This window comes from Pseudomonas arabinosi (assembly GCF_047758675.1).
Classification (GTDB): Bacteria; Pseudomonadota; Gammaproteobacteria; order Pseudomonadales; family Pseudomonadaceae; genus Aquipseudomonas; species Aquipseudomonas arabinosi.
This window is the reverse complement of sequence record NZ_CP180480.1, coordinates 4,378,755-4,403,367: the sequence shown is the minus strand read 5'-3', so window position 1 is coordinate 4,403,367 and position 24,613 is coordinate 4,378,755. Positions and strand designations below refer to the sequence as shown.

Genomic DNA, 24,613 nt, shown 5'->3' with positions numbered 1-24,613 from the left:
CTTGAAGAACACTAGACCCTTTTGGCGCAGCCGAAGTGCCCTCAAGCCTTGCTCGCCGGTTTTGCCGCGCGTTTGGTGCCCGTCGAGGGCTTGCGTTTGGCGGGCTTGCGCTTGTTTTTCCACGGTGTGGCACCGCGCCCGGCGGGGCTTGCCGGTCCACTGATGGTCAGGCTCAGGCCGGCGCAACGGGCGACTTGTTTGCTCATCCACGCGGCTTGTTTGGTGACGAATTCTTCCAGGCTCATCTCGCCGCTCTGCACCATGTCCAGCGCCTGCTCCCAGATCGCCGTCGTCCCGGGGTCGGCGATGGCGCGCGGCACCGCGTCGATCAGGCTGAACGCCGCCGGGGTGGCGGCCAGGGCCTTGCCGTTCTTGATCAGATAACCACGGTCGAGCAAACCCTGGATGATCGAGGCGCGGGTCGCTTCAGTGCCGATGCCGGTGGTGTCCTTGAGTTTCTGCTTGAGCAGGGGATCTTCCACCAGTTTGGCGACGTTCTTCATCGCCTTGATCAGATCGCCTTCGGTGAACGGTTTGGGCGGTTGGGTCCAGAGGTCCTTGAGCTTGACGTCGGCCACCGCGCAGTCACGTCCTTCGGCCAATGCCGGCAGCGTTTGCGGCGCCGGTGCTTCGCGGCCCTTGGCCGGGGCGAGGGCCTCGGGCAGGGCACGTTTCCAGCCGGGCTCGATGATCTGCTTGCCGACGGCCCGCAAGGCTTCACCGGCGCAGTCGAAGTCGGCCTGGGTCCGGTCGTATTCATGGTTGGGCAGAAACTGCGCCAGGTAACGCGCGCGGATCAGGGTGTAGACCGCCCGCTGCTTGCCCGCCAGCCGCTCGAGGTTTTTCGCCGCAGCGGTGGGGATGATGCCGTGGTGCGCGCTGACCTTGGCATCGTTCCAGGCCCGTGAGCGGCGCTGAGGCTGCAGGAAGTCGTTCAAGGCGTTCAGCGCCGGATCAGCCTGCTTCAGCGCAGTCAGAATGCCCGGTGCTTCGCTGTGCTGACTCACGGGCAGATAACCGCAGTCGCTGCGGGGATAGGTGATGACCTTGTGGGTTTCGTACAGGGCCTGGGCGATGTCGAGGGTTTCCTGGGCGCCGAGCCCGAGCTTTCTCGAGCAGACTTCCTGCAAGGTGCCCAGATCGAAGGGCAGGGGGGCGACTTCGCGCATCCGCTCGGTGCGCAGTTTGATCACCCGGGCACTCGCCGCACTGCCCATTGCTGCCGCTGCATTTTGCGCCAACGCCTGATTCAGGCAGCGATCCTGATCGTCGCAAACCTCGGAGGCCGCACGCCACTGGGCGGTGAATGCGGTGCCGTCGTGCAGCAGTTGCACATCGATGGCCCAATAGGCGACCGGCACGAAGTCGGCGATGCTGCGGTCGCGATCCACCACCAGGCGCAGGGTCGGCGTTTGCACCCGACCGACCGGCAATACGCCCTGATAACCCGACTGACGCCCCAATAGCGTAAACAGCCGGCTCATGTTCATCCCGATCAACCAGTCGGCCCGGGAGCGACCGAGTGCCGAATGGTAAAGGCTAAAGGTCTCGGCCCCCGGCTTCAGGGCTGCCAACGCCTTGCGGATCGACGCATCGTCCAGCGCCGACAGCCATAGCCGCTGGATCGGCCCGCGATAACGGCAATGCTCCACCAGTTCACGGGCGATCATCTCGCCCTCACGGTCGGCATCGGTGGCGATCACCAGTTCGCTGGCCTCGCCGAGCAGCCGCTTGACCGCTTTGTACTGGCTGGCCGTGCGCGGTTTGACGGTCATCTTCCACTTCTCTGGAATGATCGGCAGATCCGCTAGCACCCAACGCTTGTAACGCGCGTCATAGGCGTCCGGCGGCGCGGTTTCCAGCAGATGGCCGATGCACCAGGTCACCGTGACGTCCGTTCCCAGCCAGCAGCCGTCGCCCCGACGCCTGGCGCCGAGGACGGCCGCAATGTCTTTGGCCTGGGAAGGTTTTTCACAGAGGTACAGCCGCATAACCACCATCGCTCATCAACTGTCGAGAGGCGGACAGAATGGCGGCTGACGAGCGATGGAGCAATCTTTATCTGTATGGATGTACAGTCGGTGCGTTGCGATTCATTGCACAGGCTCCTCGGTAGTTGAGGTTATGAACGTAGACGATGTTTCACCGGCTTTAAGCGTTTGCCCGCTTATATCGGCATTTCGTTCTTGATCCAGTCAAGAATCGAGCTATGACGAGGTACCCAGCCCAGTTCCGCGCGGGCACGCTTGGCGATCACCCGGCTGTTGGTGCCGAAGGTGTAATGCACGTGCATCGGGTCCCAGTGCTGTTCGGCTTCTTGCACCGACCACGACTGGACCGGGCCCAGCGCCATGCGTTCGGCGAGGGCCGCGCCAATATCGGCGAACGACGCCTCGCCGTTCTCGATGAAGTAGAACGCTCCGGCCGGCGCTTTTTTCAGGGCCAGTACAAACAGTTCGGCCACATCATCGATGTGCACGTTGGACCAGCGGTTGAGACCTTTGCCGATAATTCGCAGGACGCCTGTTTCACGGGCCCGAGCGATCAGGAACGGCAGTTGAAAGCTGTGATCGGTCAGGCCGTGGCCCACGCCGTAGATGTTGCTCGGACAGATCACCACGGTGCGAATGCCTTCACTGGCGGCCTTCATCAGGCGCAAGTCAATATCGTAGCGCGGCTGTTTCAGCGACTCGATGATGAAGGGCGTGTCCTCGTCGAAGATGTTTTCGGACAGGTAATTACCCTTGGCGTCATCGCCGATGATGCTTGAACCGCTGGTGTGGATCAGCAGCTTGTTGGAGCCTTTCAACGCTTCGATGAACGACTCGACAGCACCGGCATGATCGCTGTTGGCCGCGTCGATCACGGCGTCGGCTCTTTTCGCTTCGGCGATCAATAGCGCGTGATCGTCGAGGCTGCCGATCACCGGCGTGATGCCCCGCGCTTTGAGCAATTCGGCTTTCTGTGGATCGCGAACCAACCCGCGAATGGAGTGCCCTTCAGCGATCAGTCGGTGAGCGACGCTGCCGCCGACAAAACCGTTGGCACCGGTCAGGAAGATATTCATGGAGGAGAACCTTGGAAGATGAACGAGACCCACCTTAGCCCCGAACAATTAGCGGAAAAATGGGCTTGAGTTCTGTTTAGAATGGACTCTGGAGTCATCAATGGAGCCGTCATGGAAAGCCTGAACGCCATCGGCGTATTCGTCGCCGCGGCCGAAGCCCGCAGCTTTGTCGGCGCGGGAAGAGCCCTGGGTATCTCGGCCTCTGCGGTGAGCAAAAGCATTGCGCGGCTTGAGGCGAAGTTCGGTGTGCGGCTGTTTCACCGCAGCACCCGCAGCATCACCTTGACCGCTGAAGGTACGCAGTTTGTCGAGCGATGCCGGCGGGTCCTGGCGGAGCTGGAAGTGGCCGGCGAGGAGCTCTCGCAAAATGTGTCGGTCCCACAGGGGCCACTGCGCATCAGCCTGCCGATGATTGCCAAACCCTTTCTGTCGATCTTTGGGGCGTTTCAGTCGCGCTATCCCGATATCCAGCTGGATCTTGAATTCACCGATCGCCTGACCGATGTCATCACCGAGGGTTTCGACGCGGTGATCCGCAGCGGCGCGCCAAAGGATTCCGGGTTGTCGGCACGGTCACTGGGTACTTACCGCATGCTCACCGTCGGATCTGCCGCGTACCTCACCCGCAAGGGTACGCCGCAATCACCTGAAGACTTGCATCAGCACACCTGCATTCATTTTCGCTTTCCAAAATCCGGCAAACTGCAGGCCTGGGCGTTCAAACGCGACGATCAGCCTGTTGAACTGGAATTGCCGCGCTCAATGATCTGCAATTCGGTGGAAGGGCGCATGGACCTTGCCGTGCAGGGCCTGGGCATTACCTATGCCGCAGATTTTGTGGTTCGCGAGGCGTTGGCCGATGGGCGTCTGGTGGAAGTGCTTGAGGATTTCACCTGCGAGACGGGCCAGTTCAATCTGCTCTGGCCCTCCGGGCGGCAGGTGCCGCCGAAGCTGCGGGTGTTTATTGAGTTTGTGGCGGCACACATGCCGCTGACGCGCTTACACCGGGCCGCGGCGGGCGAGGAGGCTCGTCGGAACGCCGCATCGTCCCGTTCGGCTGCGAAGCCGTCGTGAGTGCAAAATCTGGGTTATACCTGAAAGTCGTGGTCTCAGGTTTTGGGGCTGCTGCGCCGCCCACCGCGGGCAAGCCTCGCTCTCACAGGTTCATCACCGTCATGAGGAACGTATTTCATGAAAAGCACCGGTCCTAGTCCTGTCATCACCATTGCAGAGCAGCCAGGCTGCCTGCTTGTAAAGTTTCACGGTATTCAGGTGGCCGCATCCGCACGGGCGCTGGTGTTGCTCGAGGCCAACTATCCTCCGGTGTATTACGTGCCGCGGGAGGACATCGATGAAAAATACTTTGCCCGCACCGATCACACGAGTTATTGCCCCTACAAGGGCGATGCCAGCTATTTCAGTCTGCAAGTCCCGGGACATGAGGGCGCTAACGCGGTGTGGAGCTATGAAGACCCCAAAGTGTCGGTAGAGCAGATTCGCGGCTACTTGGCGTTTTATCCCGATCAAGTGACCTTTGAACTTCTTGAAGACGTCGAGTGATGGCCGCGTTCGTCAACGAAAACGCTGCGCATGGGCGCGGCGTTTTAAGGGTCGGTGTTCAGCTCATCGAACAGCATCCACCAGCGTGGATTCATCAATCTGACTAATCGAGGTCACCCCGGTCAAGGTCATGGCGACGCGCATCTCCTTGGCGAAGATATCCAGCATATTCTCCACCCCGCGTTGTCCGTCGGCGGCCAGTGCATAAGCCATGGAACGCCCCAGCAATACGCCTTTTGCGCCCAGCGCCAACATTCGTACGACATCAAGCCCCGAGCGGATTCCCGAGTCGACCAGTACCGTCAAATCATTACCGATGGCTTGCATGATCGGCGGCAAGGCCTTGGTGGTGGAGAGCACGCCGTCCAGCTGTCGCCCACCGTGGTTCGACACGACAATGCCGTCCGCGCCAAAGCTCACCGCGTCTCTGGCATCCTGAGGATCGAGAATGCCTTTGATGATCATCGGGCCTTTCCAGAACTCACGAATCCACTCGAGGTCACTCCAACTGATCGAAGGGTCGAAGTTATTGGCCAACCAGCCCATGTAGTCTTCCAGCGTGACGGCTTTGCCGAGGTACTTCGAGATATTGCCCAGGTCGTGTGGACGCCCCATGACGCCGACGTTGAATGCCCAGTCGGGTTTGGTCAGGGCCTGAAGCATTCGCCGCGATGATGCAAAAGGGCCTGACATGCCCGAGTGTGCGTCCCTGTATCGAGCGCCGGGTGTGGGCATGTCCACGGTAAACACCAGGTTTTTCACACCGGCGGCCTTCGCCCGCTCCAGTGCGTTTTTCATGAAGCCTCTGTCTTTCAACACATACAGCTGAAACCAGATGGACTGTTGGCTTTGTGCCGAGACTTCCTCGATCGAACACACCGAAACCGTTGATAGACAAAGCGGGATGCCTTTGTTTTCCGCCGCTTTCACCGCCTGCACTTCACCACGGCGGGCGAACATGCCCGTCAGGCCGACCGGCGCCAATATGATTGGCATTGAAAGTGGTTGGTCGAAGAGGGTGGTTTCAAGGCTCAGGGTTTCGACGTTTTTCAGAATGCGCTGACGCAGGCTGATGCCGGTCAGGTCAGCGCTATTGGCCCTCAGCGTGTGCTCTGCATAAGCTCCGCCATCAATGTAATCAAACAAAAAACGCGGGAGTTTGCGACGTGCTGCCTCGCGATAGTCAGATGCGGATGAAATGATCATGGTGCCTCGGTCTGGTGAGTGGCGGGGCGATGGTTGCGTCGAGCGTAGAGTCAGATTAACGAAAACGCCCCGCATTGCGGGGCGTTTTTTTTCGCTCGTGCTGTCAGTTGGTATCCAGATCCACGTTCTTGGTTTCACGCAAACAGATCATGCCCACCACCAGACTCACCCCGGTAATCAGCACCGGGTACCACAGCCCGTAGAAGATGTCCCCGGTGTACACCACCAGGGCAAACGACACCGTTGGCAGGAAACCGCCGAACCAACCGTTACCGATGTGGTACGGCAGGGACATCGAGGTGTAGCGAATGCGGGTCGGGAACAGTTCGACCATCAACGCTGCCAGCGGGCCGTAGCACATGGCGGAGATGATGATCAGAGCGACCATCAGCGCCACGATCATGGACTTGTTGACCTGCTGCGTATCGGCTTGTGACGGATACCCCGCCAGGGCCACGGCGCCTCGCAGGGCCGCTTCATCGTAACCATCGAGTTTCACTTCACCGACGCTGATCTGCACGGCGCTGCCGGCAGGTAGAGCTTCGCTGCTGTAGGGAAGGCCCTGTTTCACCAGGAAGGTTTTGACCTTGTCACAAGGGCTATCAAATTTCGCCTTGCCTACCGGGTCGAACTGGAAGGTGCAGGTGGCCGGGTCCGCCAGCACGGTGATCGGTGCCTGACGGCTGGCCTGATCGATGGCCGGGTTGGCGTAGTGGGCGATGGACTTGAAGATCGGGAAGTACAGTGCAGTCGCCAGCAGCAGGCCGATCATCAGCACCGGTTTGCGTCCGACCTTGTCCGACAGCCAGCCGAAGAAAATGAAGAACGGTGCGCCGATGATCACGCTGACGATCAACAGGCTGTTGGCCAGCGCCGGGTCCATTTTCAGGAACTGGGTGAGGAAGAACAGCACGTAGAACTGCGCCGCGTAGAAGGTCACGGCTTGCCCGGCGTTGATGCTGAACAGGGCGATCAGGACGACTTTAAGGTTTTCCCATTTGCCGAAGGAATCGCGCAGCGGCGATTTGCAGAGCTTGCCTTCTTCTTTCATTTTCACGAACGCCGGCGACTCGTGCAGGCTCATGCGAATCCAGGTCGAGATGCCCAGCAGAATGATCGAAAACAGGAACGGAATCCGCCAGCCCCAGACTTCAAACTGGTCACCGGTGAAGTAGCGGCAACCGAGCACCACCAGCAGCGACAGCAGCAAGCCGAGGGTCGCGGTGGACTGAATCCAGCTGGTGTGGAAACCGCGTTTACCCATCGGTGCGTGTTCCGCGACATAGGTCGCAGCGCCGCCGTATTCACCGCCCAGGGCCAGGCCCTGAAGCATGCGCAGCACCACAAGGATGATCGGTGCGGCAATGCCGATACTCGAGTAGGTCGGTAGCAGCCCGACGCAGAAGGTCGCCAGACCCATGAGGATGATGGTCGCAAGGAAGGTGTATTTACGCCCGATCATGTCCCCCAACCGGCCGAACACCAAGGCGCCGAACGGCCGCACGATGAAGCCGGCAGCGAAGGCCATCAGCGCAAAGATGAACGCCGTGGTGTCGTTGACCCCGGCGAAGAACTGTTTGCTGATCACCGCCGCGAGGGCGCCATAGAGGAAAAAGTCGTACCACTCGAAGACCGTCCCGAGTGACGAGGCGAAGATGACTTTTTGGGTTTCCTTGCTGGTACCCGCGCTGCGCACGGCTTCCAGGGGCTGAACATGTTCTGACATATCGGTATCCCTCACAGTGATTGTTTTTTTTGTTCCACTGGTGTTGCGTGTTCCTTGCAGGGGTCATTCCAACATCCGCGAATCTAGTGCGATCCTTGTGGGAGTGAGCCTGCTCGCGATGGCGTCGTGTCAGTCAACTCGATGCTGAATGATCCACCGCCTTCGCGAGCAGGCTCGCTCCCACAGGGATAGTGTTTACAGGAGTGCTCAGGATCAGCTGTGCAGCCTTTTCGGCAATCATCAGCGTAGGCGAACAGGTGTTGCCCGAGGTGATGCGCGGCATGATCGAGGCGTCGGCGATGCGCAGGCCCGGGATGCCGTGGACTTTGAGTTGCGCATCAACCACGGCGTCCGCGTCGTTGCCCATGCGGCAGGTGCCGACCGGATGGAAGATGGTGGTGCCGATGCGGGCGGCGGCTTCGTGCAATTGTTCTTCGCTCTGCAAGCTGTCGCCGGGCAAGTACTCCACCGGTTTGAACGCTTGCAGGGCCGGTGCGGCGACGATGCGCCGGGTCAGGCGAATGGCATCCGCTGCCACCCGCAAGTCCTCCGGATGGCTCAAGTAATTGGGTTGAATCAGCGGTGCTTCCTGCGGGTCGGTGGAGCGGATCTCGACGCGACCACGGCTTTGCGGGCGCAGATCGCACACCGACGCCGTGAAGGCAGGGAAGGCATGCAGTGGCTCACCGAAGCGCTCCAGCGACAGCGGCTGAACGTGGTACTCGAGATTCGCCGACGTCTGCTCCGGCCCCGAACGGGCGAAGGCCCCAAGTTGGCTCGGCGCCATGGACAGCGGACCGCTGCGGTCATACAGGTAACGCAGGCCCATGCCCATTTTGCCCCACAGGCTGCCGGCAATTTGATTCAGCGTGCGGGCGTTTTCCAGTTTGTAGATCAGCCGCAGTTGCAGGTGATCCTGCAGATTGCCACCCACGCCGGGCAGTTCATGGGCAACGCCGATTCCCAATCGTTGCAGCAGCGGGCGAGGGCCGATCCCGGAACGTTGCAGGATGCTCGGTGAGCCGACGGAACCGGCGCATAGCACGATTTCCTTACGCGCCTTGAAGGTTTTCGCCTGACCCTGCCAACGCGCGCTGACCGCTGACGCACGGCCGTTTTCCAGCAGCACTCGATCCACTTCGACGTCAGTCAGCACGGTGAGATTGGGGCGGTTGCGGATCGGTTTGAGAAATGCCTTGGAGGCGTTCCAGCGAATCCCGGCCTTCTGGTTGACCTGGAAGTAGCCGCAGCCTTCGTTGTCGCCCTGGTTGAAGTCATCGATGCTGGCGATGCCGCTCTGCTCGGCGGCGCTGCGGAAGGCATCGAGAATCGGCCACGACAGCCGCTGACGTTCGATCCGCCATTCCCCGGCAGCACCGTGGAATTCCGAGTCGCCGGCAAAGTGGTTTTCGCTTTTTTTGAACAATGGCAGAACGTCTTGCCAGCTCCAGCCGGGATTGCCCTCGGTGGCCCAGCCGTCATAGTCGCCAGCCTGGCCGCGCATGTAGATCATGCCGTTGATCGAGGAACAGCCGCCGAGCACTTTGCCACGCGGATAACTCAGGGCGCGACCTTGCAGGCCGGGTTGCGCTTCGGTCTTGAAGCACCAGTCGGTGCGCGGGTTGCCGATGCAGAACAGGTAACCGACGGGGATGTGAATCCACGCATAGTTATCGCGGCCGCCGGCTTCGAGCAGCAGCACGCGATGTTGCGGGTTGGCCGACAACCGATTGGCCAGCAAACAACCGGCCGGGCCGGCCCCGACCACGATGTAGTCGTATTCATCCAGGGAAGTCTGCATCCGTGACCTCATGTTGTTGTTCTTGTTGTCGGTCATCCTAGTTGTTAGCTTTCGTCAAAAGAATGTTAGTTTTTGCGCAGCCGCTGTGCGTTTTTAAACAGCCCCACCTCAAGGATGGTTCATGTTCGATTGGAATGACCTGCGGTTTTTTCTCGAGTTGCAGCGTAGCGGGCGTTTGCTCACCGCTGCACGCCGTTTGAACACCACCCACGCCACCGTGGCCCGGCACATCGAGGCCATCGAAAAGAGCCTCGGCACGGCGTTGTTTGTTCAACACGCCCAGGGTTATGAGCTGACCCCGGCGGGCGAAGCGTTGCTCAAACATGCCGAAGCGATGGAAAACGTCGCGTTGCTGGCGCAGGAAGAAATCACTCATTCGAGTGCACCGTTAGGCAAGATCCGCGTCGGCGTGACCGAAGGGTTGGGCATCATGTTCCTCGCCAGCCGCATGAACGGCCTGTTCGAACGTTATCCGGGGCTGGAAGTGGAGTTAGTGGCGGTGCCGCGCTTTGTCAGCATTCTCAACCGCGAGGCCGAAATCAGCATCCACCTCGAACGCCCGGCAGCCGACATGCTGGTCACGCGCAAACTGACTGACTATCGGCTGGCGCTGTATGCCAGCCAGGAGTATCTCGACCGTTCGCCACCGCTGCACAGCCGCGAAGACCTCGGTCGTCATGCGTGGATTGGCTACGTCGATGACTTGCTGTTCAGCCAGGAACTGATGTTCCTCAACAGCTTCTGCCGCAATCCGCAGGTGGTCTTCCACAGCACCAGCGTCATCGCCCAGCAACAGGCCGCGCGCTCAGGCCTGGGGATCGCCGTGCTGCCGTGCTACATGGCCAGCGCCGATCCCGGCCTGGTGCCGTTGTTGCCGGATGAGAGTATTCAGCGCAGCTACTGGATCAGCACGCGGCGCGAGCTGCACAAATCCGTGCGGCTACGGGTGTTGTGGGATTACGTGGTGGGGTTGTGTGAGGCGGAGCAGGCGTTGTTGCTGGGATAAGGTTTGTCGTCCAGTCTATTGGATGACGACAAGGAGCGTTATCCGACACTCCGTCGCGAACAAGGGAGCTTGCAGCATGACCGAAGATACAAAAGTGAAAGGCCCGGCGTCGTACTTCCCGTCAATCGAGAAAAAGTACGGGCAGCCAATCAGCTACTGGCTGGATCTGCTGGGAACAGTGAGCGGCAAGAAGCATATGGAAATGGTGGCGTGGCTGAAGACTGAACACGGTATGGGGCATGGCCATGCGAATGCGTTGGTTGCGCATTATTTAGCGAGCGCTAAAACGTGAGCCACTTGTAAGCGGCTCGTAACGTGCCATGGACGGTGCGGCGGTCCGACAAGCTCCCTCGCCACAGATTGTTCAGCGGCTTGGGACTGCAAAAAACTCAACCCTTGGGCGGCAGTTCGCGGGTGGTTCGCTGCAGTGGATTGCGCCGCTGGCCGTCCGGTATCGACAGCGTCGCCCGCAACCCGCCCTCCGGCCGGTTGACCAGGGTGATTCGTCCACCCAGCCGCGTCGCAATGGTGTTGACGATTGTCAGTCCCAACCCCGCCCCCTGGACGTTACCGCGACTGTAAAAACGTTCGAACAACCGGCCGCGCTCCGCTTCGTCGATCCCCGGCCCCTGATCCTCGACACTCAGTGAATAGAACCCGTCAGCCTGATCCAGCTGCACGGTGATGACGCCGTGCTCGGGGGAAAAATTGGCCGCGTTGCTGATCAGGTTATTCAGGGCGATGTCGATAGCGGCAGCATCAGCGACTACTTTCAGGGGCCGGTCGGTGACGTCGAAGGCCAGCTCAAGGTTCTTGCTCAATAACCAGGGTGTTAGCTGAGCCAGGCTGTCGCGCACCGTTTGAGCCAGGTCGATGGTGTGCAGCACCGGCGTTACGGCTGTGGGTTCAAGGCGAGCCATGGTCAGCAATTGGTTGACCAACCGGCTGGTCCGGTCCACACCCGAAATCAGAAACGCCAGGGATTCCCGGCGCTCCTGTTCGGTGCCGGCCTCCAGCAGGTTTTGCGCATGCACCCGCAGCACCGCCAGGGGCGTGCGCATTTCATGGGCGGCATCGGCGATGAAGCGCCGCTCGCGGCCGAGCACTTCCTGAATCTGCGCGAGCATGCGATTGAGCGCCGCTTGCATCGGTTCGAGCTCGCTGGGCAGCGGGATCAGTTGCAGCGGTTCCAGAGAGCCGCTGTGCCGAGCCCGCAGCGTCGCCGCCATATCGGCCAGGGGCTTGAGGCCCCAGCCGATGGCCAGCCAGACCAACGCCACCAGAATCAGGCTGCCCAGCACATTGGGCCACAGGGTATGGCGCAGGATCCGGTCCACCAGGTCCGAACGCACATCGTCGCGTTCGCCCACCCAGATCCGTAAATCCGTTTGTTTGTCTTCCAGCATGAACGCGCGCCAGTGGCGGTTGTTCAGATCCACCACATCGCTGAAACCGGGTTTCGACGGGGGCGCGGTGAAGGAGGGCGCGCTGGCGGTGTGCACCAGCACTTCGCCCTGACGATTCCAGACCTGAAAGGCAATCTTGCTTTCATAAGGATGGCCATCGACCCTCGGCACCGCTTCGCCCAGGGCCTTGTTGAACGCTTGATACAGCTCGGCGTGTTCCTTGCTGGCCAGCGGCATGCGCATCACACCCTGCAGCAGCCGGGCGTTCTGCGCCAGTTGGGCGTCGTAGACTTCGGCAATTTCGTGGTTGCTGTCGTTCCAGTTGAACACACTGATCACCGCCAGACCGGCGAGCATCAGGCCGATGATCAGCGTCAGGGTGCGGTGCCGAATGGACGTCATCGACGCTCCTCCACCAGATAACCGACACCGCGAATGGTACGGATCAGGTCAGTGGTGAACTTCTTGCGCAGGTGATGGATGTGCACTTCCAGGGTGTTGCTTTCAGCTTCCTCGTTCCAGCCGTAAAGCAACTGCATCAAGTGATCGCGGGTCATGACCCGGCCCGGTGGCGAGAGTAATTCGTGAAGCAGCTGATATTCCTTGGGCGTCAGCGCGACCGGTTCGCCCAGATAGCTGACTTGCTGGGTGCCGGGGTTGAGGCTGATGCCGGCGTGTTCGATCAGCATTTGCGCGCGGCCGGCACTGCGCCGCAGCAAGGCCCGCAGACGCGCCTTGAGTTCGGCCAGATCAAAAGGCTTGATCAGGTAATCGTCGGCCCCGGCATCCAGCCCGGCGATACGGTCTTCGGTGGCGTCCCGCGCGGTGAGGATCAACACGGGCAGGTTGGAGCCGCTGTCACGCAGGCGGCGCAGCACTTCCAGCCCGTCCATGCGTGGCAGGCCGAGGTCGAGCACCGCCAGATCAAAGTTTTCGCTGAGCAACGAATGCAACGCACTGCTGCCGTCCTGCAACCAGTCGACGGTATACCCTTCGCGGCCCAGGGCCTGATGGATGCCTTCGCCCAGGGCCACGTCATCTTCAACCAGTAATAAGCGCACACAGACTCCTGTCAGTCGAGTTTCTTGTTCACGTCCACCATCAACGCTTCGATCTCTTTACGCCGCCCGGCGTCGGCGGTTTCCCGGCCTGGCCTAGGGGCTGCCTGCAGGGCTTTTTGCAGCGCGCCCCGGGCTTCGCTGTAGCGTTTTTGACGGTAGAGGTGATCACCCCAGAAGTACAGACTATCGATGCCGTTCGGGTTGAGTTGCAAGGCCTGTTTGAGCAACTGTTCGGCCTTGTCGGCGTCGCCGAAACCAATGGGCCAGCCTGGTACGCGGTCGTACAGTGCGCCGAGGCTGGTGTAGGCCGAGCCTTGCAGGGCTTTGGGATCAAGGGCCAAGGCTTTCTCCAGGTCGACTTTCGCATCCTTGACCTTGCTCAGTGCACCGAGCCCACCCTGTGCACCGGCCCAACTGCTGGTGACAATACCGGACCAGATCCAGGCTTCGGCCACCGATTGGCGTTCCTGAGTGAACGCCGAGGCCTGGAGGGCGAGTTTTTCAAACGCCACAGTCCGTTGATCGGCGGGTACTTCGTATTGAATGTGCGCCCAGCTCTGCTGGATGCCATTGAGACGTTGTTGATCGGCGGCGTCCAGCGCCCAGGCGCTTTGGCTCAAGGCGCCCAACAACAAGCAGGCAAAGAGTTTTTTCATGGTTTGAGGTTCTCGTTATCAGGCTTCTGACTCAGGCGACGGATCAGTGGCAACTGCTTGCGCAGGCCGCGATCCACCAGGTTTGGCAACAGACTGTTCAGGCGTACGAAAAAGCGTTCCGGCCAGCCCAGGTACAAGTCGCGGCGGTCTCCGGCAATGGCGTGCATCACCGCCGAGGCGACTTGTTGCGGGTCGTCGACATTGGATCTGAGTGCGTCATTCAAGGCCTGCGCGGCCGGGCTGTTCATGCTGGTGCGGGTGGCACGTGGCGCAACGTACAAAACGCCGACGCGGGTGTCGGCCAGTTCCCGGCGCAGGGCTTCGGAAAACCCCCGCAGGGCAAACTTGCTGGCGCAATAGCTGGCGTAGCCGGGATAACCGATGGAGCCGTAGGTCGAACCGACGTTCACCACCATCGCGCTTTCAGCTTGCTTGAGCAGCGGCAGCAATAGCTTGGTCAGGCAGATCGGCACGCTGATGTTCACCGCCAGCATGGCGTTGATGTCGCTGTCATCGAGCTGTTCAAGCATGGCGAAGTGATTGACCCCGGCGGCGTTGATCAGCAGGTTGGTACCGCCGATGACTTCGGCGGCGGCCAGTACTTTGCGGCGGTCGGCGAGGAACGTCAGGTCGGCGCCGACCCAGCACAATTGCTGCGGATAGCGTTCGAGCAACGGCTCCAACGGTTCCCGATGCCGAGCCACTGCCAATACCTTGGCACCACTGGCGCACAGGGCGGTAGTGATCGCCAGGCCAATGCCGCCGCTGGCGCCAGTCAATACCACGCGAGCCTCAGACAGGCGCATGCAGGTTCTCCCCGTTGTGCGGCAAGGCGCGGAACATGTCGGTGTAAAGTGCGTAAACCACTTTGGAGGCGTGAATCACGGCGGCTTGGTCAGCCGGATCATCGAGGGTGTTCATCAGTCGACGATAGGTCTGCATGTGCTCGATATCCAGCGAGCCATGCGAACTGAGGTAACTGAAAGCGCTTTCCGGCAGGTTCAGGCGTTCGCGAATGCTGTCGGCGGCATGGGTGGCCAGGGCGATGCTGGTGCCTTCAAGCACGTTGACCATGCCGAACAGGCCGACCGGGTTGTCCCGGGCTATCAAGTCGTAGAGGTAGCTGACCATCAATTCAATCGGCAAGGACGGACGACCGTCGCGCACCGCGTCCTTGTCGCCGCCGCAGGCTTCGATGTCGTCGAGGACCCATTGTTCGTGGCCGTATTCCTCCTCGATGTACTCGCACACCGCTTTACGCAGCCATTCCAGGCGCGACGGCAAACGGGCGCCGCACGCCATCATCAGCGGCACGGTGTGGCGCACGTGGTAATAGGCTTGCGCCAGGAACGCCCGGTAGCTTTCCAGGCTGACCTTGCCCTCGAGGGCGTCGCGAATGATCGGCAGATTGAACAGTTCGTGGCGTTGTTGGTGGGTGGCTTCTTGCAGTGTGTCGAAAAAACTCATGACGCAGATTCCTCTGAAAAGTCAGCTTCAGTCAGTTGCTCGCGGTAACGCTCGACGATGGCATCCCGGCGTGGTCGGCCATTGGCGGTCAGCAGACCGTTGGCGGGAGTGAACGGTTGATCCAGACGCGTCCAGTGATGGACCTGGGCGTAATCGGGCAAGGCTTCGTTGGCGTGGGCCACGGCGGCGGCCAGTTCTTCATCGGTGCAGTCCGGGCGATGAGGCCAGAGCAGCGCGTGGTTGCTCGGCATCGCTTCGCCGTAGACGAAGGCCTGGGCGATATGGCGGCGTTGGGTCAATTCGGCCTCGACCCATTCCGGGTTCACATTGCGGCCGTAACTGGTGACGAATTGATGTTTCTTGCGCCCTTTGAGGTAGAGAAAACCCTCGGGGTCGAACTCGCCAAGATCGCCGCTTGGCCACCATTCATCGGTGTGCGGCACCTCGCCCAGATAACCAAGCAAGGTCGATCCCTTGATCAGCACTTCGCCGTCCTCGGCCAGACGGATTTCCACGTGGGGCAGAGGTCGGCCGACACTGCCGGGGCGGCGCGCGCCTGGCCGATTGAGGCATACCACCGACGCGCACTCTGACAGTCCGTAGCCTTCGTAAACCGGTAGACCGATCCGTTGCGCACGGTGCAGCAATTCTTCGCTGACCCGTGCGCCACCCACGGCGGCAAAACGCAACGCGTGAGGGCTGAAGGCTTTTTGCTCGGCGGCGCTGACCAGCAGCAACAGCAACTGCGGCACCAGGATCAAACTCTCGGGGGCTCGGGTGGCCAGGCATCCGAGCAGTCGCGGCACATCCACACCGCTGGCACCCTGAATGCCCAGGGATTTCTGGCTGGGCAGGCTCAAGGTGGCACCGGCATACAGCGCCGCATAGCAACCCAGGTTTTCCAGCAGGATCGCCAGCGGCAGAAGCGCGAGGTGATGCTGTGGACCGGTGGGTTTGCTGGCCTGATCCAGTTCGCGGGCGACCCGCAGAATGCTCTCGGCGCTCAGGCACACGCCTTTGGGCGTGCCGGTGGTGCCCGAGGTGAAGGTCAGTTTGGCGGTGCCTTCGGGCATCCGACTTGGGCCGCTGAAGGTGCGCCGCCAGAACTCGCCGGTTTTTTCGTAGCCGGCCGTTTGCAGTTCGGCTTCCAGCGCTGGCTCGGCAATCACCAGGGCGGCCTGGCTCTGCTTCAGGCAATGTTTGCGCTGAGCCGGGCTGAAAAAAGGTGGCAACGTCAGGCAGGTCAGGCCTTCAAACAGCACGGCCAGGTCCCAGAGTATGGCTTCGACGCCATTGTCCAGGGCCAGAGCAACCACCTTGACGCTTTCATCGCGCAGACGCTGCTGGCGATACATCACTTCTGCGTACAGCGTGGCGTAGTCCAGTTTCAGGTGATCGCCCCACAGGGCGATGGCGTTGGTCTTGCGTTCGGCATGGCTGCGCAGGGCCTGTTTGAAACGCTCGGTTTCAGGCGACATGGCTGGATTCCTCGATGGACGATGGCAACCCCAGGCGATTGAACATCCCGATATTGCGCAAATGGATGAAGCCGGCGCGGATGTTGCCAACGTGCACCCAGGGTTTGCTCTCGTAGTAACTGCCCCAGCTGTGGCGGTCGTCGCCCAGCCGCTCGGGATCGGCGGCGCAGAGGGTCACGGGTTTCAAACCCAGACGGTGGAAGCTGTTCACCAGACCGATGTTGCCGGTGAACGCCACCCATTCCAGGCCGCCCATGGCCAGCAGGTAAGTGATGGCGATGATGCTCATTCGCGCACTGCCGGTGTCGCTGGCGGCCAGGTTGCCCACCTCGACGATGCCACTGCGGTCTACTGCACAATCGGCCGCTGCACTGATCAGCGGATCGATCGGTTCGTCCAGGTAACGCTCCAGAAACAGCGGTTCACGACTTGCCAGACGCACGCCCGCCACTGCACACAGCTCACCTGACACGTTGTTCATGCCGAACAGCTCCGGCATGAAATGACGGATGTCGGCCCCGTGTGCCTTACGGAAACGTTGCTGGATAAAGGCTTCGAAGACGGGGCGCAGGGGCTCGTCCGGCAGGGCTCTGGCCAAACTCATCTGCGGGGTTTCGGCTTGTCCGAAATGCAGGGGCAGAGGGATGTTCCAGTTGAAATCGGGCATTGGAAGACGCCTCCCCAAGTAAGTGTGGGAGGAGTATCGGAGGCATTTCTTAACGGAGTCTGAAGGTGGCCAAAAAGATCAGTCGGGCCTGTCTTCAGATTGCCTTAAGACTGGGTGGGCAGGGTGGCGGCCAATCGGTTCGGCAACACAGCGGAACCAGGCTGCACGAATGACTCGGCAGCCACAATAACGTTCACGAGGCCTGTTATGACCCGCGATGCACTCGCTCACCGGTATGGAAAACTCTCGATCACCCTGCACTGGCTGATGCTTGTGCTGTTTGTCGGCGTGTATGCCTGCATCGAAATCAAAGGGTTGTTGCCAAAGGGGCACGCCTTGAAGGGATTGTTTCTTGGGTTGCACGGCGTGTTCGGGCTGAGCATTTTTGTGTTGGTGTGGGTGCGTTTGCTCGGGCGGCTTACCCCGCGTCCGCCCATCACGCCGACGCTGCCCGTCTGGCAGACTGGCGTTTCGCACCTGATGCACCTGGCGCTGTATGGGCTGATGATCGCCACGCCGTTATTGGCCTGGCTGATGCTGTCGGCAGGTGGCAAGCCGATGCCTTACTTTGGTTTCTTCTTGCCATCGCCGATGGCGGTCGATCCGGACCTGGCCAAGCAGTTCAAGTATTGGCACGAATTGCTCGGCAGCGCCGGTTACTGGCTGATCGGCTTGCACGCGGCGGCAGGGTTGTTCCATCACTATTGGGTCCGCGACAACACCCTGACACGCATGCTGCCCGGTCGATCCGGCAACACGGTCAATCAGCGTCAGCGATAATCTCGAACCCGGTGCTGGCCAGGCGTTCGCCGTTCACCAGAATGTGCACGGCGTGCTCGCCCGCGTAATGCCGGCGGGTGGTGAGTTCCTTGATCTGCTGGCTACGGGCGATGGTCTCGATCGCCTTGCCGGGTAGCGTCAGCGCCTTGAGCTTGAACACCTTCGCCGACGTGCTGCCGTTGGCTTTGACGTAATCGATGGCGTAGTCGATCACCAGTCGCTGACTGTCCTGGACCGTGGATTTCACGGTGAAGGACAGGGTGATTTTTTCACCCAGGCGAATCACCGCAGGTTCCACCTTCACATCGATGATCTCGACCTCAGGTTTGCCGCCCGCGCCAATGATCGCCAACGCGCGTTGGTTGCCCTGTTTGATCAGGCTGCGCAGGGCGTGTTTGGCGATCCACGCGGAGTGTTTGTTGTCCAGCGACCAGCCTTCGATCAAGTCCAGCACCCATTCGGGATGATCCTTGGTGATGTCGTTGAGGTGGTTGGCCACGGACTTGCGCACGTAGAGGCTGTCGTCTGCCTTGAGGTTGTCGAGGATCGTGGCTGCCAATGTCGGGTCAGCCTGAATCTTTTCCAGTCGAAACGACCATGGCAGGCGCGGTCGGCTGCCTTCGCTGGCCAGGCGGCGGACGTGATCGTTTTCGTCCAGGGACCAATTGTGCATGACCGCCAGTGAGCGTTCGATGTCGCTGCGCAGGAAATAGCGGATCGCGAACTCAGAGGAGCCGAAGGAGGTGAAGTATTTCAGCGCCTCCATGGATTGCTCGAAGGCATGTGCGCCGTAGGTCGCGACGTAATGCGGCAGTGAGATGCTGACGAAGCCGCTGTTCAGCCGCGGAGCGAGGGCGCGCAGCACCTCAAGCGTATCCTCGTAACTCAACGGCAGGACCGCGTGCAGGCACTCGCTGACCCGGGCCATGCGCTGCATGATTGATAATTCGGCAAGCCCGTCGTTGGCCAGTTTCAGGAAGGCCTTGGCGTTGAACGCCGGGTAGACCGCGGTCATCTCGGTGGCGATGTGCTTGAGGCGGTCGGCGTTGAAGATTTCCTTGAGGGCAGGGGAGGTTTGGTCTGCATTGCTCATCGAGGTGTCCTTATGATCGTTCCCGATTCTTCTTCCAACTGATCCGACTCAAACAACCTCGCCAGCTCCGCCCGGGCTTCCTGCGCCGTCTGCAATACTTTCGCCGCATCGTCATAAATCGCATGCTGGGCTTCCAGCACCTGCTCGTCGTGATGCTTGAAACGCTTGATCCGCGCATCGGCCTGGGCCTGGGTCAACCCCAGGCCGACCAGCGTGCGCCGGCTCATTTCCAGACTCGAATAATAGGTTTCCCGAATGGCCTCGGCGCCAAGGTCCACCAAGCGATGCACATGCTGACGGTTACGGGCCCGGGCGATGATTTTGATGTGCGGATAGAGTTTGTGCACCAGTTCGGCGGTCTTGATGTTGGTGTCCGGGTCATCGGTGGCAATGACAAAGTATTCCGCCTGCTCGACCTTGGCCGCACTGAGGATCTCCGGGCGCATCGGGTCGCCGTAGAACACCGGGACGCCGCCGAAGCTGCGCGACAGTTCGATGGTTTCCACCGAGGTGTCGAGGGCGACGAACTTGATGTTCTGCGCGCGCAAAATCCGCGCAACGATTTGCCCCATACGGCCCATGCCGGCGATCACCACGCGCGGCGTGTCGGTATGGATCTCGCGGAATTTCTCCGGCACCACCACCGGTTGAACCTTGGGGCTGACCAGTCGTGCGCACACCAGCAACAGCAGCGGCGTCACCGCCATGGACAAGGTGATGGTCAGCACCAGCAAGTCGTACAGGTGTGGCTCGAACAGTCCCTGGTCGCGGCCGATCTTGAACACCACAAACGCGAACTCACCACCGGCCGCCAGCACGATGCCGAGGCGAATCGCACTGACCCTGCCCAAGCCGCCGGCCAGCCGACCGACAGCAAACAGCAGCGGCAGTTTGATTGCGATCAGCAATAAGGTCAGGCCCAGCACCGTGATCGGCGCGCTCAGAAGCAGGCTCAGATTGGCGCCCATGCCGACGCTGATGAAAAACAGCCCCAGCAGCAATCCCTTGAACGGTTCAATTTGCGCTTCCAGTTCGTGACGGTATTCGGAGTCCGCCAGCAGCAACCCGGCGAGGAACGCCCCCAGTGCCATGGACACGCCGACCAGGTCCATCAACCACGCCGTGCCGATCACCACCAGCAACGCGGTGGCGGTGGAGACTTCCGGCAAACCGGTCTTGGCCACCACCCGGAACACCGGTCGCAGCAGATACCGCCCACCGATCACCACCACCGCGATGCTGCCCAGCACGCGCATGCCGTGATTGAGGCCTTCGCCCGCGTTGCTGGTGGAATCGCCGCCCGCCAGCAACGGCACCATGGCGATCAACGGGATAGCGGCGATGTCCTGGAACAGCAGAATCGCGAATGCCAAGCGCCCGTGGGGGCTGGTCAGTTCCTTGCGCTCGGCCAGGCTTTGCAAACCGAACGCCGTGGACGACAGCGCCAGGCCCAAGCCCAGCACGATCGCGCTGTTCAACGGTTGGCCGAACACGAACAACGCCAGCACACCAATCACCGAGCCCGTCAGCAGCACTTGCGCCAGGCCGACGCCGAACACCGATTTGCGCATCACCCACAAACGTCGCGGCGACAGTTCAAGGCCAATGATGAACAGCAGCAACACCACCCCGAGTTCGGAAATGTGGCTGACGCTTTGCGGATTACCGATCAAGCCCAGTACCGACGGGCCGATGATCACGCCGGCAAACAGATAACCCAGCACCGCCCCCAGTTGCAGGCGCTTGGCCAAGGGAACGGTGAGCACCGCCGCGAACAGAAACACGACAGCGGCTTGCAACAGGTTGCCTTCATGGGGCATGACAAAAACTCCATTCACTCGGTACGGCGGGGGCGACAAGGATAAAGGCTGGCGCTTGATGCGTCAGCCATGAACATACAGTTCTGTTGACTGACACACCGCCATCGCGAGCAGGCTCGCTCCCACATTTGTTCGTGGCGTGCAGAGATATTGTGTCCACCGCAGATCCATTGTGGGAGTGAGCCTGCTCGCGATGGGGGCCTGAAGGGCGACGAAAATGTAGTTATATGTTGCATTAATTAGTTACATTTATGCGATAGGCTGATCAATCTATCCCGTTACCCGAGTGCGCACCATGGCCATCAACTTCGACCTTAACGACTTGCAAGCCTTCCGCGCCGTGGTGGAGCAGGGCAGCTTTCGCAAGGCGGCCGACGCGGTGCGGATCTCCCAGCCAGCGCTGAGCCGGCGCATCGAAAAGCTTGAAGACGCCCTCGGTGTGAGGTTGTTCGAGCGCACCACACGCAAGGTCAGCCTGACCCAGGCCGGACGCGGTTTTATGCCGAGCGTCGAGCGCCTGCTGGACGATCTGGACGTGGCGCTTTTGGGCATCAGCGAAGTCGCCTCGACCCGCCTCGGCCATGTCACCGTCGCCTGCGTGCCTTCAGCGGCTTATTACTTCATGCCGCGAGTGATCGCCCACTACCACCGGCAGTTTCCACGGATCAAGGTCAAGGTCCTCGATTCCAGCGCCCACGAAGTGCTGAGTGCGGTGGTCAACGGCGAGGCGGATTTCGGCCTGAGCTTCATGGGCACCCTGGAGGCGGAAGTCGAGTTCGAGCCGCTGGTGCAGGAAGGTTATGTGGTGGCGTGCCGGCGCGATCATCCGTTGGCCGGGCGCAGCAGCGTGACGTGGGATGAGTTTTATCAGCAGGACTACATCTCGCTGGACAAGACGTCCGGCAATCGCTTTCTGCTGGATCAGGCGCTCACGGGCATCGTGCCGCAGCGGCCGAGCATCTGCGAAACCCGGCATGTGACGACGATGATTGGTTTGGTCGAAGCGGGGTTGGGCGTGGCAGCGGTGCCGTTGATGGCGATGCCGGCGGCGGATCACCCGATTCTGACACGGGTACCGCTGACCGATCCGCAGGTGATGCGCAGTGTCGGATTGATCAAGCGCCGGGGTCGTACCTTGACCCCGGCGGCACTGGAACTGGAACGTCTGGTGGTGGAAATGAAAATCCAGGTCAGCGACTGACCGAGTCCAGCCCGGTAGCTTTCACATCTGGCTGAGCGGCGGTGGAGGCCAGGTAATCGAGCAATGCCTTGGCTTGCGTCGGGTGTTGCGCACCGACGGGAATGCCGGCAGCGAAACGCGTCACCGACTGCACCGACTCTGGAATCTTCGCCACAAAACTCACGCCCGGCACTGGCAACAACTCGCTGACCTGCTGGAAGCCCAGTTGATAGTCGCCGGTGGCAACCACCGAGCCTACCGGGATTTTCGGGACCATCGTCGACTTGGGTTTGAGCTGGTCTTCGATGCCCAGCCGTTTGAACAATTGCTCCTCGATGTACACGCCACTGGCGCTGTCGGAGTAGGCCACGGACTTCGCATCGAGCAAGGTCTTTTTCAGGCTGTCGACAGAGCTGATGTCCGGCTTCGGCGCGCCTTCGCGCACCACCAGACCGATCCGCGAGTCTGCCAGCTCGACCCGTGAGGCGGGATCGACTTTGCCTTGCTTGATCAGGTCATCGAGGGCGTAGCCAACCATGATCACCACGTCGGCCTTTTCACCGCGAGCCAGGCGATTGGGGATCGCTTCCGGCGCCTTGCCCATCGAAGGACCGAGGGCGGTGTCCAGTGTGTTGCCCGTGGAGGCGGCGAATTTCGGGCCGAGGATTTTGTAGGCGGCGGTGAAACCGCCGGAGGTCATCACGCGGATCTCTTCGGCCTGGGCGACGGAGCTCAGGCCCAGGCTGGCCAGCAACGTCAGGGCAGCAAAATTGAATAGCTTCTTCATGGTCATGTGCTCTCAAAGGGTTCAGGACATCGCCGGTTGCAGGCGACCGGCCGAACGGCGATAGAGATACAGCGTCGCGCACAAGGCACACAGCGCCGCGAAACTCATCCAGTAACCGGGCGCAGCCTTGTCGCCGGTGTACTGGATCAGGAAGGTCGACATCGCCGGGGTAAAACCGCCAAACACCGCCGTGGCCAGGCTATAAGCCAGGGAGAAACCGGCAACCCGAACTTCGACCGGCATGATTTCCGTCAGCGCGGCAATCATCGCGCCGTTGTACAACCCGTAAATAAACGACAACCACAGCAGCACCCACAGCATGTTGATGAAACTCGGCGCCTGCACCAGGTACGTCAGCGCCGGATACGCCGTGGCCAGCGTCAGCAGGGCCATGGCAATCAGCACCGGACGACGGCCGATGCGGTCCGACAGTGCACCGCCAATCGGCAGCCAGAAGAAGTTCGAAACGCCCACCAGCAAGGTCACCAGCAGCGCATCAGAGGTGCTCAGGTGCAGTACGGTTTTGCCGAAGGTCGGTGCGTACACGGTGATCAGGTAAAACGCAGTGGTGGTCAAGGCAACCATCATCATCCCGGCGAACACGATCACCCAGTTCTGCGCCAGCGTGCGGAACACATCGCCCATGCTCGGGCGGTGTTTACGGGCGGCGAACGCTTCGGTTTCCTCAAGGTTGCGGCGCAGGAAAAAAATGAACGGCACGATCATGCAGCCAACGAAAAATGGAATCCGCCAACCCCAGTCGGCAATCATCGCTGGCGCCATCCATTGGTTCAGGCCATAGCCCAACGCCGCCGCGACAATGATCGCCACTTGCTGGCTGGCCGACTGCCAACTGGTGAAGAAGCCTTTGTTGCCGGGTGTGGCGATTTCCGAGAGATACACCGAGACGCCACCCATTTCTGCGCCGGCCGAGAAGCCTTGCAGCAAACGGCCAATCAACACGATGGCCGGGGCGAACAGCCCGATGGTTTCATAGCCGGGCACCAGCACAATCAAAATCGTGCCGCTGGCCATGATCGACAGGGTGACGATCAACCCTTTGCGCCGGCCCACATCATCGATGTAGGCACCCAGCACCACGGCGCCCAACGGTCGCATCAGGAAGCCTGCGCCGAACACCGCGAAGGTCATCATCAGCGAGGCGAACTCGCTGCTGGCCGGGAAGAACACGGCTGCGATCTGCGTGGCGTAAAAGCCGAAAAGGAAAAAGTCGAATTGTTCGAGGAAGTTGCCCGAGGTGACCCGGAAAATCGCACTGGCCCGGGAGCGACCGGAAGTCGCGGGCCGTTGGGTTGATGCTGTCATTGACGTGTACTCCACCGCTTTTATGACGTGCACCGCCTGGACGCGGCGCACGGTTCTTATTGGGGCGGATAGTGGAGCAGGGTGATCGATATGTTAATTGCATTATTGGCATGCATTGATGTGTGAAACGGATCAATGTAGCCCGTAAGGAATGATTCGCTGCATCTGCAGTCGGAGTTCGGGTACCGCGACATCACAGGAGGATCACCCCATGAACAGCAAATCCCTCATCGCCGCCTTGGCCATTGCCGCCGGCGTTGCCGGTATCAGTCCCATTGTTCAAGCGGATGACCTACCGCAAAAAACCGTCCAGCCCGGGGTTAACAACTCCCGCCAACTGGTGATGGGTGATCGTGCCCCCGACGTTTACCAACGCAGCGAAAAAGCCCTGGCCAACTGGAAACAGAAAGGTCTGAAAGCGCCGAAGGCTCAGGCGCAGTGGGTGCAGATCAATGACAAGTACATGATGGTGATGATTACCAATGGGACGATTGTGGATATCACGCCGGTGGAGCGTTAAGCCGTC

23 protein-coding genes are annotated in these 24,613 nt (G+C 60.7%); 7 read left to right on the top strand and 16 right to left on the bottom strand.

Annotation, left to right across the window (positions count from 1 at the left end):
* Positions 1 to 41: 41 nt before the first annotated feature.
* Both ACMXYJ_RS20395 and ACMXYJ_RS20390 read right to left on the bottom strand, forming a co-directional pair.
* The gene (locus ACMXYJ_RS20395; protein WP_415756639.1) at positions 42 to 1,991 is read right to left on the bottom strand and encodes a DNA topoisomerase III; all 1,950 of its coding nucleotides are present in this window, start codon (positions 1,989 to 1,991) and stop codon (positions 42 to 44) included.
* A 176-nt stretch (positions 1,992 to 2,167) separates the two neighbouring features.
* A complete protein-coding gene (locus ACMXYJ_RS20390; protein ID WP_415756638.1) occupies positions 2,168 to 3,067 on the bottom strand; it encodes an NAD-dependent epimerase/dehydratase family protein in 900 nt (299 codons plus the stop codon).
* Between the two features lie 111 nt (positions 3,068 to 3,178).
* Here ACMXYJ_RS20390 and ACMXYJ_RS20385 point away from each other — a divergent pair, with 111 nt between their 5' ends.
* Both ACMXYJ_RS20385 and ACMXYJ_RS20380 read left to right on the top strand, forming a co-directional pair.
* Positions 3,179 to 4,141: a LysR family transcriptional regulator gene (locus tag ACMXYJ_RS20385; protein ID WP_415756637.1), complete on the top strand. Its 963-nt coding sequence runs from the start codon at positions 3,179 to 3,181 to the stop codon at positions 4,139 to 4,141.
* Between the two features lie 117 nt (positions 4,142 to 4,258).
* On the top strand, positions 4,259 to 4,627 hold the full coding sequence (locus ACMXYJ_RS20380) for a DUF427 domain-containing protein (RefSeq protein WP_415756636.1): 369 nt from the start codon (positions 4,259 to 4,261) through the stop codon (positions 4,625 to 4,627).
* Between the two features lie 63 nt (positions 4,628 to 4,690).
* Here ACMXYJ_RS20380 and lldD read toward each other — a convergent pair whose 3' ends face one another.
* From lldD to ACMXYJ_RS20365, 3 genes are all read right to left on the bottom strand, one after another.
* Positions 4,691 to 5,833 carry an FMN-dependent L-lactate dehydrogenase LldD gene (lldD, locus tag ACMXYJ_RS20375; RefSeq protein ID WP_415756635.1) on the bottom strand — a complete coding sequence of 381 codons (1,143 nt, stop codon included), beginning with the start codon at positions 5,831 to 5,833 and terminating at the stop codon, positions 4,691 to 4,693.
* Between the two features lie 103 nt (positions 5,834 to 5,936).
* Complete coding sequence (locus ACMXYJ_RS20370; protein ID WP_415756634.1) at positions 5,937 to 7,559, bottom strand: MFS transporter; 1,623 nt, start codon at positions 7,557 to 7,559, stop codon at positions 5,937 to 5,939.
* A gap of 133 nt (positions 7,560 to 7,692) precedes the next feature.
* Positions 7,693 to 9,360 (bottom strand): GMC family oxidoreductase, encoded by a 1,668-nt coding sequence (locus tag ACMXYJ_RS20365; RefSeq protein ID WP_415756633.1) that lies wholly within the window; start codon positions 9,358 to 9,360, stop codon positions 7,693 to 7,695.
* A 121-nt stretch (positions 9,361 to 9,481) separates the two neighbouring features.
* On the opposite strand from ACMXYJ_RS20365, the gene ACMXYJ_RS20360 reads away from it, so the two are divergent.
* The gene (locus tag ACMXYJ_RS20360; RefSeq protein ID WP_415756632.1) at positions 9,482 to 10,366 is read left to right on the top strand and encodes a LysR family transcriptional regulator; all 885 of its coding nucleotides are present in this window, start codon (positions 9,482 to 9,484) and stop codon (positions 10,364 to 10,366) included.
* 76 nt (positions 10,367 to 10,442) lie between these two features.
* Entirely contained in the window at positions 10,443 to 10,658 is a 216-nt protein-coding gene (locus ACMXYJ_RS20355; protein WP_415756631.1) for a DUF4287 domain-containing protein, read from the top strand.
* Positions 10,659 to 10,755: 97 nt separating this feature from the next.
* Here the strand turns inward: ACMXYJ_RS20355 and ACMXYJ_RS20350 are convergent, their stop codons facing one another.
* Genes ACMXYJ_RS20350 through ACMXYJ_RS20320 form a run of 7 tightly spaced genes read right to left on the bottom strand, consistent with a single transcriptional unit; the run spans position 10,756 to position 17,101 of the window.
* On the bottom strand, positions 10,756 to 12,174 hold the full coding sequence (locus ACMXYJ_RS20350; RefSeq protein WP_415756630.1) for an ATP-binding protein: 1,419 nt from the start codon (positions 12,172 to 12,174) through the stop codon (positions 10,756 to 10,758).
* On the bottom strand, positions 12,171 to 12,833 hold the full coding sequence (locus ACMXYJ_RS20345; RefSeq protein ID WP_415756629.1) for a response regulator: 663 nt from the start codon (positions 12,831 to 12,833) through the stop codon (positions 12,171 to 12,173). The genes ACMXYJ_RS20350 and ACMXYJ_RS20345 overlap by 4 nt, the downstream gene beginning before the upstream one ends.
* Positions 12,834 to 12,844: 11 nt before the next feature.
* On the bottom strand, positions 12,845 to 13,489 hold the full coding sequence (locus tag ACMXYJ_RS20340; protein WP_415756628.1) for a tetratricopeptide repeat protein: 645 nt from the start codon (positions 13,487 to 13,489) through the stop codon (positions 12,845 to 12,847).
* Complete coding sequence (locus ACMXYJ_RS20335) at positions 13,486 to 14,295, bottom strand: SDR family oxidoreductase (protein WP_415756627.1); 810 nt, start codon at positions 14,293 to 14,295, stop codon at positions 13,486 to 13,488. Before ACMXYJ_RS20335 ends, ACMXYJ_RS20340 begins: the two co-directional genes overlap by 4 nt.
* The gene (locus ACMXYJ_RS20330; RefSeq protein ID WP_415756626.1) at positions 14,282 to 14,956 is read right to left on the bottom strand and encodes a TenA family transcriptional regulator; all 675 of its coding nucleotides are present in this window, start codon (positions 14,954 to 14,956) and stop codon (positions 14,282 to 14,284) included. The genes ACMXYJ_RS20335 and ACMXYJ_RS20330 overlap by 14 nt, the downstream gene beginning before the upstream one ends.
* The gene (locus tag ACMXYJ_RS20325) at positions 14,953 to 16,434 is read right to left on the bottom strand and encodes an AMP-binding protein (RefSeq protein ID WP_415756625.1); all 1,482 of its coding nucleotides are present in this window, start codon (positions 16,432 to 16,434) and stop codon (positions 14,953 to 14,955) included. Before ACMXYJ_RS20325 ends, ACMXYJ_RS20330 begins: the two co-directional genes overlap by 4 nt.
* On the bottom strand, positions 16,424 to 17,101 hold the full coding sequence (locus tag ACMXYJ_RS20320; protein ID WP_415756624.1) for a thermostable hemolysin: 678 nt from the start codon (positions 17,099 to 17,101) through the stop codon (positions 16,424 to 16,426). The genes ACMXYJ_RS20325 and ACMXYJ_RS20320 overlap by 11 nt, the downstream gene beginning before the upstream one ends.
* Before the next feature lie 207 nt (positions 17,102 to 17,308).
* Here ACMXYJ_RS20320 and ACMXYJ_RS20315 point away from each other — a divergent pair, with 207 nt between their 5' ends.
* Positions 17,309 to 17,881, top strand: coding sequence for a cytochrome b (locus tag ACMXYJ_RS20315; protein ID WP_415756623.1), 573 nt, complete (start codon positions 17,309 to 17,311; stop codon positions 17,879 to 17,881).
* On the opposite strand, the gene ACMXYJ_RS20310 is transcribed toward ACMXYJ_RS20315, so the two are convergent.
* Both ACMXYJ_RS20310 and ACMXYJ_RS20305 read right to left on the bottom strand, forming a co-directional pair.
* Positions 17,862 to 18,974, bottom strand: a complete 1,113-nt coding sequence (locus ACMXYJ_RS20310; protein ID WP_415756622.1) for a DNA alkylation repair protein — start codon at positions 18,972 to 18,974, stop codon at positions 17,862 to 17,864. The genes ACMXYJ_RS20315 and ACMXYJ_RS20310 overlap by 20 nt on opposite strands.
* Entirely contained in the window at positions 18,971 to 20,794 is a 1,824-nt protein-coding gene (locus ACMXYJ_RS20305; protein WP_415756621.1) for a monovalent cation:proton antiporter-2 (CPA2) family protein, read from the bottom strand. Before ACMXYJ_RS20305 ends, ACMXYJ_RS20310 begins: the two co-directional genes overlap by 4 nt.
* Before the next feature lie 295 nt (positions 20,795 to 21,089).
* On the opposite strand from ACMXYJ_RS20305, the gene ACMXYJ_RS20300 reads away from it, so the two are divergent.
* Entirely contained in the window at positions 21,090 to 21,995 is a 906-nt protein-coding gene (locus tag ACMXYJ_RS20300) for a LysR family transcriptional regulator (RefSeq protein ID WP_150657467.1), read from the top strand.
* Here ACMXYJ_RS20300 and ACMXYJ_RS20295 read toward each other — a convergent pair.
* Together ACMXYJ_RS20295 and ACMXYJ_RS20290 are read right to left on the bottom strand one after the other, a co-directional pair.
* Complete coding sequence (locus ACMXYJ_RS20295; protein ID WP_415756620.1) at positions 21,985 to 22,761, bottom strand: substrate-binding domain-containing protein; 777 nt, start codon at positions 22,759 to 22,761, stop codon at positions 21,985 to 21,987. The genes ACMXYJ_RS20300 and ACMXYJ_RS20295 overlap by 11 nt on opposite strands.
* A 21-nt stretch (positions 22,762 to 22,782) precedes the next feature.
* Positions 22,783 to 24,087, bottom strand: a complete 1,305-nt coding sequence (locus tag ACMXYJ_RS20290) for an MFS transporter (RefSeq protein ID WP_415756619.1) — start codon at positions 24,085 to 24,087, stop codon at positions 22,783 to 22,785.
* 211 nt (positions 24,088 to 24,298) lie between these two features.
* Here ACMXYJ_RS20290 and ACMXYJ_RS20285 point away from each other — a divergent pair, with 211 nt between their 5' ends.
* Entirely contained in the window at positions 24,299 to 24,607 is a 309-nt protein-coding gene (locus tag ACMXYJ_RS20285; protein WP_415756618.1) for an RcnB family protein, read from the top strand.
* Positions 24,608 to 24,613: the final 6 nt, after the last annotated feature.

Coding starts and splice junctions, on each gene's coding strand:
- ACMXYJ_RS20300 (WP_150657467.1), top strand. CDS start 21,090: ATGGCCATCAACTTCGACCTTAACGACTTGCAAGCCTTCCGCGCCGTG.
- ACMXYJ_RS20395 (WP_415756639.1), bottom strand. CDS start 1,991: ATGCGGCTGTACCTCTGTGAAAAACCTTCCCAGGCCAAAGACATTGCG.
- ACMXYJ_RS20310 (WP_415756622.1), bottom strand. CDS start 18,974: ATGAGCAATGCAGACCAAACCTCCCCTGCCCTCAAGGAAATCTTCAAC.
- ACMXYJ_RS20330 (WP_415756626.1), bottom strand. CDS start 14,956: ATGAGTTTTTTCGACACACTGCAAGAAGCCACCCACCAACAACGCCAC.
- ACMXYJ_RS20325 (WP_415756625.1), bottom strand. CDS start 16,434: ATGTCGCCTGAAACCGAGCGTTTCAAACAGGCCCTGCGCAGCCATGCC.
- ACMXYJ_RS20390 (WP_415756638.1), bottom strand. CDS start 3,067: ATGAATATCTTCCTGACCGGTGCCAACGGTTTTGTCGGCGGCAGCGTC.
- ACMXYJ_RS20380 (WP_415756636.1), top strand. CDS start 4,259: ATGAAAAGCACCGGTCCTAGTCCTGTCATCACCATTGCAGAGCAGCCA.
- ACMXYJ_RS20320 (WP_415756624.1), bottom strand. CDS start 17,101: ATGCCCGATTTCAACTGGAACATCCCTCTGCCCCTGCATTTCGGACAA.
- ACMXYJ_RS20360 (WP_415756632.1), top strand. CDS start 9,482: ATGTTCGATTGGAATGACCTGCGGTTTTTTCTCGAGTTGCAGCGTAGC.
- ACMXYJ_RS20315 (WP_415756623.1), top strand. CDS start 17,309: ATGACCCGCGATGCACTCGCTCACCGGTATGGAAAACTCTCGATCACC.
- ACMXYJ_RS20355 (WP_415756631.1), top strand. CDS start 10,443: ATGACCGAAGATACAAAAGTGAAAGGCCCGGCGTCGTACTTCCCGTCA.
- ACMXYJ_RS20370 (WP_415756634.1), bottom strand. CDS start 7,559: ATGTCAGAACATGTTCAGCCCCTGGAAGCCGTGCGCAGCGCGGGTACC.
- ACMXYJ_RS20365 (WP_415756633.1), bottom strand. CDS start 9,360: ATGCAGACTTCCCTGGATGAATACGACTACATCGTGGTCGGGGCCGGC.
- lldD (WP_415756635.1), bottom strand. CDS start 5,833: ATGATCATTTCATCCGCATCTGACTATCGCGAGGCAGCACGTCGCAAA.
- ACMXYJ_RS20335 (WP_415756627.1), bottom strand. CDS start 14,295: ATGCGCCTGTCTGAGGCTCGCGTGGTATTGACTGGCGCCAGCGGCGGC.
- ACMXYJ_RS20285 (WP_415756618.1), top strand. CDS start 24,299: ATGAACAGCAAATCCCTCATCGCCGCCTTGGCCATTGCCGCCGGCGTT.
- ACMXYJ_RS20350 (WP_415756630.1), bottom strand. CDS start 12,174: ATGACGTCCATTCGGCACCGCACCCTGACGCTGATCATCGGCCTGATG.
- ACMXYJ_RS20305 (WP_415756621.1), bottom strand. CDS start 20,794: ATGCCCCATGAAGGCAACCTGTTGCAAGCCGCTGTCGTGTTTCTGTTC.
- ACMXYJ_RS20290 (WP_415756619.1), bottom strand. CDS start 24,087: ATGACAGCATCAACCCAACGGCCCGCGACTTCCGGTCGCTCCCGGGCC.
- ACMXYJ_RS20295 (WP_415756620.1), bottom strand. CDS start 22,761: ATGAAGAAGCTATTCAATTTTGCTGCCCTGACGTTGCTGGCCAGCCTG.
- ACMXYJ_RS20340 (WP_415756628.1), bottom strand. CDS start 13,489: ATGAAAAAACTCTTTGCCTGCTTGTTGTTGGGCGCCTTGAGCCAAAGC.
- ACMXYJ_RS20385 (WP_415756637.1), top strand. CDS start 3,179: ATGGAAAGCCTGAACGCCATCGGCGTATTCGTCGCCGCGGCCGAAGCC.